This window comes from Saliniferula longa, assembly GCF_050789285.1.
GTDB lineage: Bacteria > Pseudomonadota > Alphaproteobacteria > Rhodobacterales > Rhodobacteraceae > CAVPWP01.
The window spans coordinates 910,559-925,884 of record NZ_JBOUVX010000001.1 but is presented as its reverse complement, the minus strand read 5'-3'; the positions used below and the strand labels follow the sequence as shown (position 1 = coordinate 925,884).

Genomic DNA, 15,326 nt, shown 5'->3' with positions numbered 1-15,326 from the left:
AAACGTCCGCGACAGGGACCCGTGGCGGGGACCCTTGGGGCAGCGCGGCGGGCCTGCGTGCAGGGGTGCGGTGCGGCCGTCCGGGCTCAGCCCGCCATGCCTTCCAGACGCAGGTTCACGCGGCGGTTGCGGGCGCCCTTCTTCTCGATCTTGCCGATCCGCAGCAGCCCGATCTCGCCGGTGCGGGCGACATGGGTGCCGCCGCAGGGCTGAAGGTCGATCTGGTCCGCGCCTGCCCCGATGCGCACCAGCCGGACCCGGCCCGAGCCCATCGGCGGCTTGACCGACATCGTCTTCACAAGCCCCGGGTTCGCCGCCAGTCCATCGTCGGTGATCCAGTCCTCGGTCACCGAAAGATCGCGGGCCACAAGCGCGTTCAATGCCGCCTCGAGCGCGTCACGATCCTCGGGCGCCTCGGGCATGTCGAAGTCGAGCCGCCCCTTCCCCTCGCCGATCGACCCGCCGGTGACCGGCAGCGGGATCACCACCGACAGAAGGTGCAGCGCGGTGTGAACCCGCATGTGCGCAAGGCGCCGGTCCCAGTCGAGGGTCTGGCGGATCTCTGCCTCGACCGGGGGCAGGTCGCCGCCGGCTTCGGGCACAAGGACGATCCCGCCGCCCTCGCCCTTGGCCGTCGTGGCGATGCGCAGGCGCCCGCCGTCCCAGTCGATCCAGCCGCTGTCGCCGGGCTGACCGCCGCCGGCGGGATAGAAGACCGACGCGTCCACGACGATCCCGCCGTCCTCTGTCAGGCTGACGACGCGGCCGCGGGCCTCACGCAGGTAGGCCTGGCGGAACAACGGTTCGGTCATGCGGTCTGATCCTTGTCTTTCGGGGCGCGTTTCGCGGACCGCGCGCGGGCTTGCGGCCCGGCCGGTGCCAGCGTTTCGGGGTTGCGCAGCCACAGGTCGGTCTGCGGGAAGGGGATCTCGATCCCTTCCTCGCGGAAACGGGCGTGGATGGCGTGGTTGATGTCGGAGTGCACCTGAAGCTTGAAGTTCACATCGCGCAGGATGCAGTAGCATTCGAAGTGCAGCGCCGAGTCCCCGAACTCGCGGAAGATCACACGCGGCGGCGGGTCCATCGCGACCAGCGGATGCGCCTCGCAGATCTCCATCAGGATGCGTTCGACCTTGCGGCTGTCGCTGGCATAGCTCACGCCCACGGGCACGATGACGCGACCGACGGTGTTGCCGCGCGTCCAGTTGGTGACGACCCCTGCGACGAAATCGCTGTTCGGCACGATCACGTCGGTGCGGTCGAAGGTCTGGATCTGGGTCGATCGGACAGAGATGTTCTTGACGATCCCCATCTGGCCGTTGACCTCGATCCAGTCGCCCTCGCTGATCGGCCTTTCGATCAGCATGATGACGCCCGAAACGAAGTTCTCGACGATCGCACGCAACCCGAAACCGATGCCGACCGACAACGCCGAGGCGACCAGCGCGAAGCCGGTGAGGTCGACGCCGGCCGCGGTGATCGCAGCGATGGCGGCAAGCGTCAGGCCGACATAGCCAAGGCCCGCCGTGATCGCGTTGCGCCCGCCCGGGTCGATCTTCGTGCGCGGCAGCACGGTCGAGCGAAGCGTCGCCTGCAAAAGGCGGGTGGCGGCGAATCCAAACCCGAAGACCACGAGAATGGTCAGAACCGAGCCCAGTCCGATCCGGTTTCCGCCGACCGGAATTCCGTCGCGCAGCACCTCCCAGGCGTCGGCGATATCCGTCCACCGCGCCCCCCAGACCAGCGCGACAAGCGGGATCATGGCGATGCCTGTGGCGAAGGTGGCCAGCACCGGCAGCAGCGCGGCACCGGCCTCGTCCTGCGAGGTGCCGGACACAAGCGCGTAGAGGTTGCGATAGGCGCCCTGCAGGATCACCAGGATCCCGATCAGCCCCAGCGTTCCGATCACCGGGAAGACCGCGAAGCTTGCCAGCTTGCCATAGCCAAGCGCGGCTGCGCTGACCGCGATCACCGCGGCCGCGTTCAGGATCTGGCTCAGCACCCAAAGCATGCTCGCCACGAACCGCGCATCCCCAAGGGCCGAGGCTTCGGACGCGGGCTCGGTGCTTTCCTGTGGCGCCGGGGCAGCGCGGCGCATCAGCGCGCCGGTGCGCCAGAAGACGACGGCCGCGCCAAGGATCAGCGGAAGCTGAAGCACACCCTGTGTCTCGGCCGAGAAGCCCGTGACCTCGACCATGCGGTCGAGCAGGCGATAGAGGGCAAGGAAGAACCCCAGCAGCGTCGCGTAGAAACGGGCGATCCGGCGGTCCTCGTGCGACAGCGACAGAAACTGATAGATCCGGTCGTCCGCGGGAAAAAGGCGCGTGGCCAGCCAGCGCGCGAGGATCAGCGTCACCGCGGCCCCGCTCAGCGCGCCCAGCAACGATTGCGACAGGAAGCCGGTGGCATAGGTCAACTGCCCCGAGGCAAGCACCGCACCAAGGCCGATCATCGGCAGGACGATCTGGAAGAGCGAGACGAAAAGGCCGCCCAATTGCGCCGCCGGCCCGCTGGTTCGGGTGGACAGCCACTCCGAAACCCGTTCGACCAGGCGGCGCCCGACAAGGATGAGCACTCCGCCAATCACCAGAAGCCCGATGGCCAGCGGCAGGCGTTGTTCCAGCCCGGCGCGTTGCGCGGGACTGTCGAGGACCGCGCGCACTTCGTTGACCAGGCTCACCCCGGCCCGCGCGATATCGCGCAGGGCGCGGGTCCAGCTCGTCGGCAGGACGGGCGAAGGGTCACGCCCCAGAAGCTCGGCGGCCTGACGTTGCCGAAGGATCTGGTCGATCTCGCGGATCAGCGCGTCGGCGCGGTTGAAGGCCACGTCCGCTTCGCGTTGCGGCACCAGAAGCGTGTCAAGCCGCGCGTTGAGCGTGTCGCGCAGAATGGCCACGCTTGCGGGTTCGGTCTCGCCCTCGGCCGGAGGCGGGCCCAGGGCCGCGATTTCGGCCTGGACGGTGCGCACCCGCGTGTCGTTGACGCTGCGCGCCGTTTCGAACTGGGACCGCCAGTCGACAAGCTCGCGCCGGAGCGTCTCGAAGGCTGCATCGGACGCAAGGCCGCGGGCGATGGTGTCCTCGGCCCGCCCCACGGTGGCAAGCCAGGTCTCGAAATCCGGCCCCTGCTGGGCCTGCGCGGCCGCTGGTCCGAAGGGGCCATGCGGGGCGCCGGGACCGACCGGTCCCGCGATCCACAGGACCGCCGCCAGAAGAAACGCAAGTGGATCGAGAAGCCGCCGCATCAGCCCTCGTAGACCTCGGGCAGGATCCGCCCTGCCCCGTCAAGCCAGGACGGGACCGGCAGCCCCTTCTCGCGCAGGAAGGCGGGATTGAAGAGCTTCGACTGATAGCGCGTGCCGTAGTCGCACAGGATCGTCACGATGGTGTGGCCGGGCCCCAGATCGCGCGCCATGCGGATCGCGCCGGCCACGTTGATGCCCGACGACCCCCCGAGGCACAGACCCTCGTCCGCCAGCAGCTCGAAGACGATGGGCAGCGCCTCGGCATCGGGGATCTTGTAGCTCAGATCGGGCCGGAAGCCCCGCAGGTTCGCGGTCTCGCGCCCCTGCCCGATGCCTTCGGTGATCGAGGTGCCCTCGGCCTTGAACTCGCCCGTGGTGTAGAAGTCGTGGATGGCCGACCCCTCGGGATCGGCCAGTCCGATCTTCACGCCCTTCGGCTGAAGCGCCATGCCCACGCCCGCCAGCGTGCCGCCCGTGCCCACCGCGCAGATGAAGCCATCGACCGTCCCGCCGGTCTGCGACCAGACTTCCGGCCCCGTCGTCTCGATATGGGCCTGGCGGTTCGCGACGTTGTCGAACTGGTTGGCCCAGATCGCGCCGTAGGGCTCGGTCTCGGCCAGGCGCGCGGCCAGACGCTCGGAATAGCGGACGTAGTTGTTGGGGTTCTTGTAGGGCACCGCCGGCACCTGCACGAGTTCGGCGCCCGCAAGCCGCAACATGTCCTTCTTTTCCTGGCTCTGCGTTTCCGGGATCACGATCACGGTGCGAAAGCCCATCGACGCCCCCACCAGCGCAAGCCCGATGCCGGTGTTTCCGGCCGTGCCCTCGACGATGGTGCCACCGGGCCTGAGGTCGCCGCGCGCGATGGCGTCGCGGATGATGTACAGCGCGGCGCGATCCTTGACCGACTGCCCGGGGTTCAGGAACTCGGCCTTGCCAAGGATCTCGCAGCCCGTCGCCTCGGAGGGTCCGCGAAGGCGGATCAGCGGGGTGTTTCCCACGGCATCGGCAAGATCAGCGCGGATCGTCATCGGGGTTCCCTTCGTCGTTCGGCCTTCCCCTGCCTGTCTAGGGCCGGGGGCGGGCAAACTCAAGGAAGCGCGGCAAGCCTGTGCCGGTTCGCGCCGACCCACAGAAGCAGCATGGCAAGCGGGATCACGTTGACCTCGCCCGTTGACACCAGATCCATCGCCCGCGCGCGGTCCAGGACATGGGCACGGATGTCCTCGGCCTCGTGGCCAAGGCCGCCGGGGCCACCCGCATGGCTGTCGTCCAGCGCGCACAGCCCCACGAAGCAGTGGTAGAATTCTGTGGTCGCCCCGGGCGAGGGATAGCCTTTCAGCACCGGCTCGAGATGGCGGAAGACAAGCCCCGCCTCTTCCATCGCCTCGCGTCGTGCGGTGTCCTCGGGCGCCTCGCCCGCGTCGACCAGCCCCGCCACGGGCTCCAGCGTCCAGGGCCGAGGGTCGCCGCGCCGGATCGGCCCGGTGCGCACCTGCTCGACCACCAGCACCCGGTCGGTCGCCGGATCGTAGGGCAGGACAAGGGCGGCATCCATCCCGACGAAGGCCTCGCGCCGGATCGGACCGCTGCGCCCGCCGGCGAAGGTGGCATGGTCAAGCTCGAGCTCGTCAAGCGCGAAGAATCCGGTGTGGCGGCGTGTGACCCCGCGCACCTCGACCGCGCCGGGCGCGGGGTCGGTGCGCAGGGTGGCCGGCGCGGGATTGGCGGCCAGAAGCCGCGACCAGGCCCGCGCCCGCATCGGCGGCCAGCGGCGGGCAAGGCCGGCCGCGTCCCAATCGCCGAAGCGGTCCATCGACTCGTGCGCCGCGATCAGCGCAAGGGGCGACCAGTCCCGCGCCCAGGCCGCAAGCGACCAGCGCGGTCCGGGCCGCATGCCGTCGCTCACGGCGAAATAGACAAAGACCCGTTCGGGGCCGGCGTCCGTCTCGGCCGTGACCTCGCGCAGTTCGTATCCGAAGCCTGCCTCGTAGAAATCAAGCCTGGCACGCATCTCGTCGTCGCAGGTCAGGATCAGCCCCTCGGCCACCTCGCCCGGCGCCGAGCGGATGATCGGGTAGTCGGCCCCGTCGACGGTGAAGACCGCGTGCCCGGGCAGACGCGCCGGGCGCGGATCGACCGGCCGGCCCGCCACGATCGTCAGAAGGGGAAGGTGCCGCAGCGTGCCATAAAGAAACAGGGTCTGCGAAGCGTTCATGCCCAGCGCTTGGAGAAGAACTCCGTCAGCATCGCCCCCAGAAGCGCGCCGATGACGGCCGCGCCGATCACCTGCGGGTCGATCGCGATACGGGCATATTCGGCCATCAGCACCGCCATCTCCTGCAGCGCTTCCATCGGGCCGTCGTAGTAAAGCCGCATCGCGCGGCGCGTCATCTCGTAGCCCGACCACAGAAGCAGGCACCAGAACACGATCGCCGCTAGCGTCGTCAGCCCGTATCCCCAGGACGAGACATAGCCGTTGCCGGCGCCGCGCCCCATGATCCGCCAGCCCATTATCAGGCCGAAGAAGGCGTTGACCGGGGACATGAGCCCGACTTGCGAGCCCTCCGGCAGAAGCGGTTTGATCAGGTCCGACACGAACCAGGCAAGGGCCGCGAAGACGATGGCACCGATGAGTTTCGCAGCAGTCGGCATGGCTCAGCCCGGCCTTGTCACTGTGATCTGGGTCACGTCACAGTTACCGCTGCGGAAGGCTGCGGCGCAAGACGCAAGGTAGAAGTTCCACATCCGGCGGAACCGGTCGTCGAAGCCCAGACGCGCGACTTCGTCCCAGCGATCGTTGAAGGCCTCGTGCCAGCGGCGCAGGGTCTGGCTGTAGCTTTCGCCAAACTCGAAGGACCGCGCTATGGTCAGGCCGGATTTCTCGACCTCGGCGCGCAGGACGCTGGGCGCGGGCAGCATGCCCCCGGGGAAGATGTATTTCTGGATGAAGTCCACGCTTCGGCGGTAGGCGTGCCACCGGCGGTCGTGGACGGTGATGATCTGAAGCGCCGCCTTCTTGCCGGGCTTCAGCCGGTCGCGCAGAGTGGCGAAGTAGGTGGGCCAGTAACGTTCGCCCACGGCCTCGAACATCTCGATCGAGGCGATGCCGTCATAGGTGCCGGTCTCGTCGCGGTAGTCCTGAAGGCGGAACTCGACCCGATCTGAAAGTCCCGCCTTTTCAATACGCTCCTGCGCGAACTTCAGCTGCTCGCGCGAGATGGTCAGCCCGGTCACGCGCAGCCCGCGCTCTTTCGCGGCGTATTCCGCGAAGCCGCCCCAGCCACAACCGATCTCGAGAACGTGGTCGCCGGGCTGGGCGCCGATCTCGTCGACCATCCGCGCGTACTTGGCGGTCTGCGCCGCCTCGAGGCTTTCCTGCCCCGAGGTGAACAGCGCCGAGGAATAGGTCATCGTGTCGTCCAGCCAGAGGCCGTAGAACGCATTGCCCAGATCGTAGTGATACGAGATGTTCTTCTTCGCCTGCCGCTTCGAGTTCGACTGAAGCCAGAACCGCATCCGTTCGTAGGCCCGAAAAAGGCGCTGGCCCGGAAAGGCGTAGTTGACGGTGCCGCCGTCGTGCAGCAGGTCCATCAGCCCGATCAGGTCCGGCGTCGTCCACCAGCCGTCCAGATAGGCGTCGCAGAAGCCAAGGTCGCCCTCGCGCAGCATGCGGGCGAAGACGTCGGGGTTCGTCACGGTCACGTCGGCCACCGGGCCGGCTTCGGCCCCCTCGACGCGGAAGGTCCGTCCGTCGGGCAGGTGAATGTCCAGCCGACCGCGCTTGAGCCGGCGCGCGATGTCGAAGACCTGCGAGAAATAGCGGGGCAGATTGGCCTGCCCTTCTGTCGTTGTGAGAACCTTCATTCCCTCTCCCCGTCCGTCGTTCTGAACGCTAGTCCAGGCGCTTTGGCTCAAGCAACTGGTTTTGCGCGGATTCCCGCTGACGTTGCGGCAAACCCACGCCCTGACTGTGCCGGTCTCAGAACCCCCGCTGCCCATAGGCTTCCAGCGCCCTTTGCCGCCCGGCTTCCGGCGTCACGACAGGGCCGGGATAGGCATCGCGTGGCGAAAGCCCCCAGGACCGGGGGATCGCATCGTAATACGACAGTGCCTCGGGCGACGGATCACGACGGCCTTCCGCGATCCAGCGGTCGACATAGGCGCGGGTCGGGTCGAACTTCTGCAACTGGCTTACCGGATTGAAGACGCGGAAATAGGGCGTGGCGTCCGGCCCCGAGCCGGCCGACCATTGCCAGCCCATCGCGTTGGCGGCCGGATCCCAGTCGGCCAGGCAGTCGGCGAACCAGTCGAGGCCGATTTTCCAGTGCGTCATCAGATGCTTGGTCAGATAACTTGCAACGATCATCCGGGCGCGGTTGTGCATCCGCCCGGTGACGTACATCTCGCGCATGGCCGCGTCCACGAACTCGATCCCCGTGCGTCCACGCTGCCAGGCACGCACGTCGGGGCGGTCGGGATCCGTCTTCCAGGGGAAGGCATCCCACTCGCGCCGCCAGTTGTCCTCGACGATGTGCGGGGTGTGGAACGCAAGGTGGTACGAGAACTCGCGCCACACCAGTTCCTTCAGGAAAACCTCGGCCCCGGCCCGTCCCTCGTGCAGCGCGCGCAGGCCCGCGTGCCAGCACTGGCGCGGCGAGATCTCGCCATAGGTCAGGTTCTCGGACAGAAGCGAGGTGCCGTTCCGGGCCACGAGGTCGCGCGCCGTGGCATAGTCCGCGATCCGGTCGGCGACGAACGACGCCAGACGGGTCTGTGCCGCGGCTTCCCCGATCGCAAGATGGGGGCGCACGACCACCGCCCCCCGATCCATCGCCCGGTCAAGCCGCCAGTCCGCGGGGTCGTCGCTGGCCGGCCATGCCTGAGGCGCGGCAAGGACGCCCGGCGCGGGCAAAGGGGCCGGCACCTCGCGGTCCTTCACCGCGCGCCAGAAGGGCGTGTAGACGCGGTAGGGCCCACCCTGCCCCGTCGCCACCGTCCAGGGCTCGAAAAGAACATGTCCGACGTGGCTTTCGGCGGCGATCCCGAGGGCCTTGAGGCCCGCCTTGACCTCGGTGTCGCGCCGGACCGCATGGGGATCGTAGGCGCGCGACCAGTGCACCGCGGCAGCACCGGTCTCGGCCACAAGCGCGCTGAGCGTGGCAAGGGCCGGCCCCCTCCGGAAGATCAGGCGCGAGCCCTGCGCCGCCAGCGCCGCGGCCAGCGCCTCGGCCCCCAGGCCAAGCCGCCATTTCGGGCAGGCGCCGTGGGTCTCGGCCACCTCGTCCAGAAGGAAGACGGGAATGACCGGGCGGCCGGACGCCGCCGCCGCCGTCAGCGCGGGGTTGTCGGAAAGACGAAGGTCCCGGCGGACCCACCACAGGATCGGAGCGTTGTCGGACATGCCACCCGGAAGCGCCCGCGGTCCGGGCCTTTGTTGCGTCAGCTACAGAACCTGATCTAGCGCGTCGATCAGGCGGTCAACCTCGGCCTGGGTGGTGTAATGCACGAAACTCATGCGCAGCACGCCCTGGTCCGGGTCGACGCCCTGCGCCTGAAGCGCGCGCACCGCGTAGAAATCGCCCCCATCACAGAGCATCCCGCGTGCGACAAGATCCGCCGCCGCGCCCCGCGCGGGGCGGTTCAGGGCCACCGCCACCGTCGGCGCCCGCCGGTCGGCGCTGGTCGGTCCCAGAAGCCGGGCCGAATTCCTGGCCGCAAGGTGATCGAGAAGCGGCTGAAGAAGCCGAACTTCTTGGGCGCGCATCAGGTCGTGCACCGCCGCCGCCCGGTCCCGCGGCGCGGCCTCGCCACCGACGTGGTGGGCGTAAAGCGCATCCACGTAGTCGGCCATGCCGGCGCAGGCCGCGACCTGCGCGTGGTCCGGCCCGGCCGGCGTGAAGCGCTTGTACAGGGTTCCGGCGTTGAAATAGTGGCCCTGGTTCGGCAGGCGTTCGCCCAGGCCGCGGCGGATCACCATGATGCCCTGGTGCGGCCCATAGGTCTTGTATGCCGAGAACAGATAGATGTCGGCCTGAAGCGCGCCCACGTCGGGAAAACCGTGCGGCGCATAACTGACGCCATCCACGCAGACCACCGCGCCCGCGGCATGCACCCGCTCAGTGATCGCCGCGACGTCGTTGATCTCGGCCACCACGTTCGAGCAATGCGGGAAGCAGACCAGCCGCACCCCGTCGTCAAGCAGCGAGTCAAGCGCGGCGGGGTCGAGATGCCCGGTCTCGGGGTCGAGCCGCCATTCGCGCACCTCGATGCCGTCGTCCGCCAGACGCCGCCAGGGGCCGGTGTTGGCCTCGTGGTCCTGGTTCGTGACCACGATCGCGTCGCCGGGCGCCAGATGGCGGCGGAAGGCCTGCGCCAGAACATAGGTGTTCTGGGTGGTCGAGGGGCCGAAGCTGACCTCGTCGGTCTCGACGCCCAGCATCGCGGCCAGGCGCGTGCGCGCCTCGTCCATCTCGTCCCCACCCTTCCGCGACGCGTCATAAAGCGCATAGGGCTGCACCTTGCGTTCGCGGTAGAAGCGCGTCAGCCGGTCGATCACCTGCCGGCAGGGCAACGAGCCGCCGGCGTTCTCGAGGAACACCTTTCCCTTCAGGTCGGGCGTCTCGAAACCGGGGAACTGGGCACGCACGAAGTCCGTGTCGAGTGGCCTCATGCGTTGACGTCCACGACCACGCGGCCCTGCACCTCGCCCTTCAGGATGGCGGCGCCAAGCGCCGGCAGGTCGGCCAGCGCGGCCGGACGGATCATCGCCTCGAGCTTGTCCATCGGCAGGTCGCGGGCGATTCGGTCCCAGGCGCGCAGGCGGTTGTCGTAGGGCTGCATCACGCTGTCGATGCCCAGAAGGTTCACGCCACGCAGGATGAACGGGATCACCGATGTGGGCAGCGCCGCGCCCCCTGCCAGGCCAACAACCGCGACCGAGGCGCCATAGCGCATCTGACCCAGAACACGCGCCAGCATCGCGCCGCCCACCGCGTCGACGCAGCCGGCCCAGGTCTCGGACTCGAGCGGGCGTTTCACCGTCTCGGCCAGGTCGGCCCGGGGCACGATCCGGTCCGCGCCAAGGTCACGCAGGTAGACTTCGGTCTCGGGCCGGCCGGTCACGGCTGCCACCGCATAGCCCAGATGCGCCAGAAGCGCCGTCGCGACCGAGCCGACGCCGCCCGCGGCCCCGGTCACCAGCACGTCGCCCTTGTCGGGCGTGAGGCCGTGATCCTCAAGCGCCATCACCGCCAGCATCGCCGTCAGGCCCGCCGTGCCGACCGCCATCGCCTGTCGCGTCGAGAGGCCATCAGGCAACGGCACCAGCCAGTCGGCCTTGACCCGCGCCTTCTGCGCGTAACCGCCCCAGTGCACCTCGCCCACGCGCCAGCCGGTCAGCACGACCCTGTCGCCGGGGGCGTACCGCGCGTCCTCGCTGGCCTCGACCGTGCCGGCGAAGTCGATCCCCGGCACATGGGGATAGGTGCGCACAAGCCCGCCGCCCGCGGCCGAAAGGCAAAGGCCGTCCTTGTAGTTCAGGGTCGAATACTCGACCGCGACCGTGACGTTCCCCGACGGCAGCCGATCCTCGGCCAGCTCGGCCACACGCGCGACCGCAGGGCCGTCCCCCTCCTTCTCGACGATCAGCGCTTTGAACATGGCCTCGCTCCTTCTGTCTTGCAGGTCTTTGATCTCCGGCGCACGTCACATCCCTGACCCTGCCGCGTCAACCCCTGCCCCGCCGCGCCGATGGCAACGCGCGGGGTCGGCCCTCATCGTGCTGAGGATTTTTTGCACGGTTGCGGTGAACCGAACCGTTGCGTCGCGCGTATTATGAATTAGACAACAATACTGTCAGGATAAATTGACATGATCGAGGTGGTGAACATAGTGCTGGCGCTGGTGTCGATCGGGCTTGGCGCGGTCGGCTGGCTGGCCCCGCGCCGGACGATGGCAATGCTCGACCTTCAGCCGGTGGGATCGTCGATGGGACATTCCGAGATCCGCGCGGCCTCGGGCGCGCTTTTCATCGGTCTGGGACTAGGCGCGATCTTCTTCGACCAGCCCTTCGCCTATGCCATGCTGGGCTTCGCCTGGGCCGGCGCCGCCGTCGGGCGCCTGACCTCGATCGTGGCCGATCCCGCGCCAACCCGGCGCACCCACGGGTTCTTCGCCGTCGAAGCCCTGATCGCGTTCCTCCTCCTGACGCTGAACCTCGGCTAGGGGGCGTGCGCCCGGGCGGCGGCGGGGCCGGGTCCCGTGCCGCCCCCGGGCGCGATCTCCTCGACGTCAAGCCAGATGCCGTCGCGCCCCCGCACGGTCAGGAAGGCCACCGGTTCGGGCACGCGTCCCGTGACCGGGGCGAACCGGAAGCGGGTCAGAAGATGGGCCAGGATCAGCGTCGCCTCGGCCATGGCGAATCCCGCCCCCGGGCAGACCCGACGACCGGCAGAGAACGGCAGCCACGCGTCGCGCTGCGCCGCGCGCTGGCCCTCGTCGCGCCAGCGGTCGGGGCGGAAGGCGTCGGGGTCGGGCCAGTGCCGGTCGTTGCGGTGAAGATGCCAGGGCGAGACGACGACCTGCGTGCCCGCCCCCAGGACGCGCCCGCGAAAGGTCTCGGGCCGCGTCGTCTCGCGCACCATCATGGGAACCGGGGGATAGAGGCGCAGCGTTTCGCGCAGGACGTCGCGTGTGAAGCCAAGCGCCGGCAGCGCGGCCCCGCCCGCGGCGCCGCCGGCCGCTGTCAGGGCAGCACGCGCCTCGTCGCGCACGCGCTCCTGCGCCCCCGGATCGCAGGCCAGCAGGTAAAGTGCCCACGCCAGGGCCGAAGCGCTGGTTTCGTGCCCGGCCAGAAAGAAGATCGCGACCTGATCGGTCATCTCGTCGACGCCGAAGGTCCGGCCGTCGGCGGGATCGGGCGTGGTCATGATCCGCGTGGCAAGATCGTCGGGCGCGGTGCCGGCCGCGATCGCGTCCATCCGCGCCTGCGTCATCGCGCCCACGCGCCGACGGATCGTCGCCGCCGCGTCGCGCGCCGCGCGCCCATGCCCGCGCGGAACCCAGGACGGCAGGCGAAGGAACGCGCCGAGGTTCAGAAGCGGCTGCGCGCGCTGGTAGGCACGGAACGCGGCGAAGACCTCCGCCGCGTCGGCGTCGTCGATCGGCACCGAGAAGAGCGTGCGGAAGATCACGTCAGCGGCGGCATGGGCCGTCACCGCCTCGATCTCGACCGTGCCGGGGCGCAGACGGTCCGCCGCCGCGCGCGCGGCGGCCTCGATCGCGCCAAGACTGTCGCGCAGGCGGCCGCCCTCGAAGGCGGGGTCGATGATGCGGCGCTGACGCTCCCATTCGGGGCCGTTTGTGAGGAAGACCGACGCGCCCAGCAGCGGGCGCAGCCCCTCAGCCACGCGCAGCGATTTCGGAAAGTCCTGCGGCCGGTCACGCAGCACGGTGCGGATCAGGGCGGGATCGTTGATCAGGACCGAGCGGAAGAAGGGCGCGCGGAACTGGGCCATTCGGGCCCGGTAGAGATGGCCGGGGTGCGACGAGAGCATGTCCTGCCGGAACAGCCGGACATAGCGCCAGAATGGCACCCGGCGCGGCCGTGAGGCGGGCTTGGGCGGGATCATGCCGCGATGGAAGTATACCCTGAGACGGCCACGTCAATCCGGTTGATCGAGGGCTTGCGCCCCGCGAACCGCTCGGCCAGCGTCAGCGGCCCCGCGGTGATCTGGAAATAGTCGTAGTCCTTGGGCCGGTCGAAGGCGCAAAGATACTGGAAATGGCGGCGGAAGAAGCGCCAGCGCATCGCCTCCTGCGCCTCGTCCGAAAGGGTCTGCGAAAAGGCGGCCGACAGGACCAGCGGCCAGCGCCGGTCGGGTTCCGCCACGCCCGAGACCGCGACCGGGTCGCACAGCGCGAAGGAACAGGGATCGCCCGGCGCGGTTATATCGACCCAGGTCAGTTCATCCCGCAACGACAGGAAATGCAGGTCGCGCCGCAGGCGGTGGGCGTCGGGCAGGAAGCTGAGCATCGGGATCACCTCGCCCAGCGTCAGAAGCGACAGCGCCGGCCCGTTCGCCGGCACCCGGCCGGCGCGGATCAGGTCGGCCAGGATCGACACCGCCAGATGCGCGCCCGAACTGTGCCCCACCACCAGCACCTCGTCTGCGTCCGAGGCCAGGGCCGCGGCGATCGCCGTGCCGAACTGCTTCATGCGCGCTTCGAGTTCGGGGGGATAGGCGCCGCGCAGCCGCGCCGAATAGGCGAAGTCGTGCATCAGGTAATAGGCGAAAAGCCGGCGGTCGACGCGGCGGAAGCCCCGCAGGATCAGCACCACCAACGGAAGCGCTACGATCCAGCCGGCGCCCGGATAGACGAAGCGCGACACCAGCGCGCCGGCAGCCCAGGCAAGGCCAAGCGCCACGGCCAACTGCACCAGCAAGGCGACCACCGGGTAAAGCGCGGCCAGAACCGGCCCGCGCCCCAGCAGCGTCAGCCGCCGGAAGGCGCCGGTGGACAGATAGATCCATACGGTCCGCACAAGCGCGAGGTAGGTGCCAAGAACCCCTGTATCCATCGAGCTGCGCACGATGTCGGACCACAGCAGCACCTCGATCTTCGCCACGGTCACGTCGCGGCCGGTCTGGCCCCGCACCATCCAGCCGAAGCGGTCGCCCTGCGCGGCCTTCTGCGCGATCCGGTAGCCCGAGATCTTCGCCTGCTTTCCGCCCTCGCTTCGATAAAGCTCGCGGTAGCGGCGCGGATGGATGGGATCGTATCCCGGCAGGTAGAACACCCGCCGCTTCATCACCTTTCCGGTCCCCGATGGGGCCTGCCCGTCTGGTTCGGGCCCGTCGTCGTGCCTGTCCGCCGTCATGATGGCGAATCTACCGCAGGATTTGGGCGAAAATAAGCCGCTCGTTGCGAAGGATTCGACTCGAAGTCTTCGGCTTCCGCCGTCACCCGAAGGCCTGAAGCGCCGGAAAGCGTTCGTTCAGCCACCAGGCGAAATCGGTGAACTTGCCGGTCAGCATCAGCAGGCCAACCGTCCACAGAAGAAGGCCCATCACCTTCTCGATCCGCTCCATGTGGCGCTTCATCCACGACATGAGGCCGGTCAGGCGCGGGAAGAACGCCGCGACCAGCAGGAAGGGAAGGCCAAGACCCAGCGCATAGGCCGCCAGCAGCATCGTGCCGCGCGCCACATCCGCCTCGGAGGCGGCGATCGACAGGATCGACCCCAGGATCGGGCCGATGCAGGGCGTCCAGCCGAAGGCGAAGGCCAGCCCCAGAACGTAGGCGCCGAAGGCCGACCCGCCCCGGTCGCCGGCGTCCATGCGGACCTCGCGGTCGAGGAACCCGATCCGGTAGACGCCGATGAAATGCGCGCCGAAGACCATGATCACAAGGCCGGCCACGGTGATGAACCAGTCCTGGTTCGACAGGAAGAACCGTCCGAAGGCCGAGGCGGTGAAGCCAAGGAACAGGAACACCGTCGACAGGCCCAGGACGAAGAATAGCGCCGATGTGACGACGCGGCGGCGGGCCGAGGCCTGGCCCTCCATCTCGCTGACCGAGATGCCGCCCATGTAGGCAAGATAGGGTGGCACGATCGGCAGGACGCAGGGGCTGAGAAACGACAGTACCCCGGCGCTGGCCGCGATCAGCAGCGCGGGCAGAAGGCTGGCGTCGAAGATGTCGAACCCGAACATGCGCTCGTCCCCTTTTTCCCCGTGATAGGCGAGGCCGGCGGCAAGGTCACGCCCCCGGTTGCTCCGCTTCGCTCACATCTCGGTGGACAAGGTGAAACATCGCGCCTATGCGCCCGCCATGGAGTTCGACCACGACATCGACGCGCTGGGGCTTTTGTGCCCGCTTCCGGTGCTGAAGGCGGCGAAGCGCCTGCGCGCGATGGCGCCCGGCGAAGTGCTGCGGCTTCGCGCCGACGACCCCGCCGCGGTGGTCGACGTGCCGCATTTCTGCCGCGACAGCGGACACGAACTGGTGGCCGCCACCGGCGAGGACGGCGCGGCCACCAGCTATTTCATCCGCAAGGTCTGAGGGCCCGGCAGGACCG

General features: G+C 68.9%; 14 protein-coding genes. 2 read left to right on the top strand and 12 right to left on the bottom strand.

The window, feature by feature from the left end; all coding sequences use genetic code 11:
• Window positions 1–86 precede the first annotated feature (86 nt).
• The 9 genes from ACRDNQ_RS04320 to acuI form a co-directional block, all read right to left on the bottom strand.
• Window positions 87–812 (bottom strand): alanyl-tRNA editing protein, encoded by a 726-nt coding sequence (locus ACRDNQ_RS04320; protein WP_431827399.1) that lies wholly within the window; start codon window positions 810–812, stop codon window positions 87–89.
• On the bottom strand, window positions 809–3,244 hold the full coding sequence (locus tag ACRDNQ_RS04315; RefSeq protein WP_431827398.1) for a DUF3772 domain-containing protein: 2,436 nt from the start codon (window positions 3,242–3,244) through the stop codon (window positions 809–811). The genes ACRDNQ_RS04320 and ACRDNQ_RS04315 overlap by 4 nt, the downstream gene beginning before the upstream one ends.
• Complete coding sequence (locus tag ACRDNQ_RS04310; protein ID WP_431827397.1) at window positions 3,244–4,275, bottom strand: cysteine synthase A; 1,032 nt, start codon at window positions 4,273–4,275, stop codon at window positions 3,244–3,246. The genes ACRDNQ_RS04315 and ACRDNQ_RS04310 overlap by 1 nt, the downstream gene beginning before the upstream one ends.
• Before the next feature lie 59 nt (window positions 4,276–4,334).
• The gene (locus ACRDNQ_RS04305; RefSeq protein WP_431827396.1) at window positions 4,335–5,462 is read right to left on the bottom strand and encodes a gamma-glutamylcyclotransferase; all 1,128 of its coding nucleotides are present in this window, start codon (window positions 5,460–5,462) and stop codon (window positions 4,335–4,337) included.
• Window positions 5,459–5,899, bottom strand: coding sequence for a TrgA family protein (locus tag ACRDNQ_RS04300; protein ID WP_431827395.1), 441 nt, complete (start codon window positions 5,897–5,899; stop codon window positions 5,459–5,461). Before ACRDNQ_RS04300 ends, ACRDNQ_RS04305 begins: the two co-directional genes overlap by 4 nt.
• A 3-nt stretch (window positions 5,900–5,902) precedes the next feature.
• Window positions 5,903–7,111 carry a class I SAM-dependent methyltransferase gene (locus tag ACRDNQ_RS04295; protein ID WP_431827394.1) on the bottom strand — a complete coding sequence of 403 codons (1,209 nt, stop codon included), beginning with the start codon at window positions 7,109–7,111 and terminating at the stop codon, window positions 5,903–5,905.
• Window positions 7,112–7,226: 115 nt separating this feature from the next.
• Complete coding sequence (locus ACRDNQ_RS04290; RefSeq protein ID WP_431827393.1) at window positions 7,227–8,648, bottom strand: cryptochrome/photolyase family protein; 1,422 nt, start codon at window positions 8,646–8,648, stop codon at window positions 7,227–7,229.
• A gap of 42 nt (window positions 8,649–8,690) precedes the next feature.
• Window positions 8,691–9,917, bottom strand: coding sequence for an aminotransferase class V-fold PLP-dependent enzyme (locus ACRDNQ_RS04285; protein ID WP_431827392.1), 1,227 nt, complete (start codon window positions 9,915–9,917; stop codon window positions 8,691–8,693).
• Window positions 9,914–10,906, bottom strand: a complete 993-nt coding sequence (acuI, locus tag ACRDNQ_RS04280; protein ID WP_431827391.1) for an acryloyl-CoA reductase — start codon at window positions 10,904–10,906, stop codon at window positions 9,914–9,916. The genes ACRDNQ_RS04285 and acuI overlap by 4 nt, the downstream gene beginning before the upstream one ends.
• A 210-nt stretch (window positions 10,907–11,116) precedes the next feature.
• Between acuI and ACRDNQ_RS04275 the strand changes: the two genes are divergently transcribed.
• Window positions 11,117–11,470 (top strand): DUF4345 family protein, encoded by a 354-nt coding sequence (locus ACRDNQ_RS04275; RefSeq protein WP_431827390.1) that lies wholly within the window; start codon window positions 11,117–11,119, stop codon window positions 11,468–11,470.
• On the opposite strand, the gene ACRDNQ_RS04270 is transcribed toward ACRDNQ_RS04275, so the two are convergent.
• From ACRDNQ_RS04270 to ACRDNQ_RS04260, 3 genes are all read right to left on the bottom strand, one after another.
• Window positions 11,467–12,876 carry a cytochrome P450 gene (locus ACRDNQ_RS04270; RefSeq protein WP_431827389.1) on the bottom strand — a complete coding sequence of 470 codons (1,410 nt, stop codon included), beginning with the start codon at window positions 12,874–12,876 and terminating at the stop codon, window positions 11,467–11,469. The two genes, ACRDNQ_RS04275 and ACRDNQ_RS04270, sit on opposite strands and share 4 nt — an antisense overlap.
• Window positions 12,873–14,126, bottom strand: a complete 1,254-nt coding sequence (locus tag ACRDNQ_RS04265) for a hypothetical protein (protein WP_431827388.1) — start codon at window positions 14,124–14,126, stop codon at window positions 12,873–12,875. The genes ACRDNQ_RS04270 and ACRDNQ_RS04265 overlap by 4 nt, the downstream gene beginning before the upstream one ends.
• Before the next feature lie 82 nt (window positions 14,127–14,208).
• Window positions 14,209–14,961 carry a cytochrome c biogenesis CcdA family protein gene (locus tag ACRDNQ_RS04260; protein WP_431827387.1) on the bottom strand — a complete coding sequence of 251 codons (753 nt, stop codon included), beginning with the start codon at window positions 14,959–14,961 and terminating at the stop codon, window positions 14,209–14,211.
• Between the two features lie 118 nt (window positions 14,962–15,079).
• On the opposite strand from ACRDNQ_RS04260, the gene ACRDNQ_RS04255 reads away from it, so the two are divergent.
• Window positions 15,080–15,310: a sulfurtransferase TusA family protein gene (locus tag ACRDNQ_RS04255; protein ID WP_431827845.1), complete on the top strand. Its 231-nt coding sequence runs from the start codon at window positions 15,080–15,082 to the stop codon at window positions 15,308–15,310.
• Window positions 15,311–15,326 lie beyond the last annotated feature (16 nt).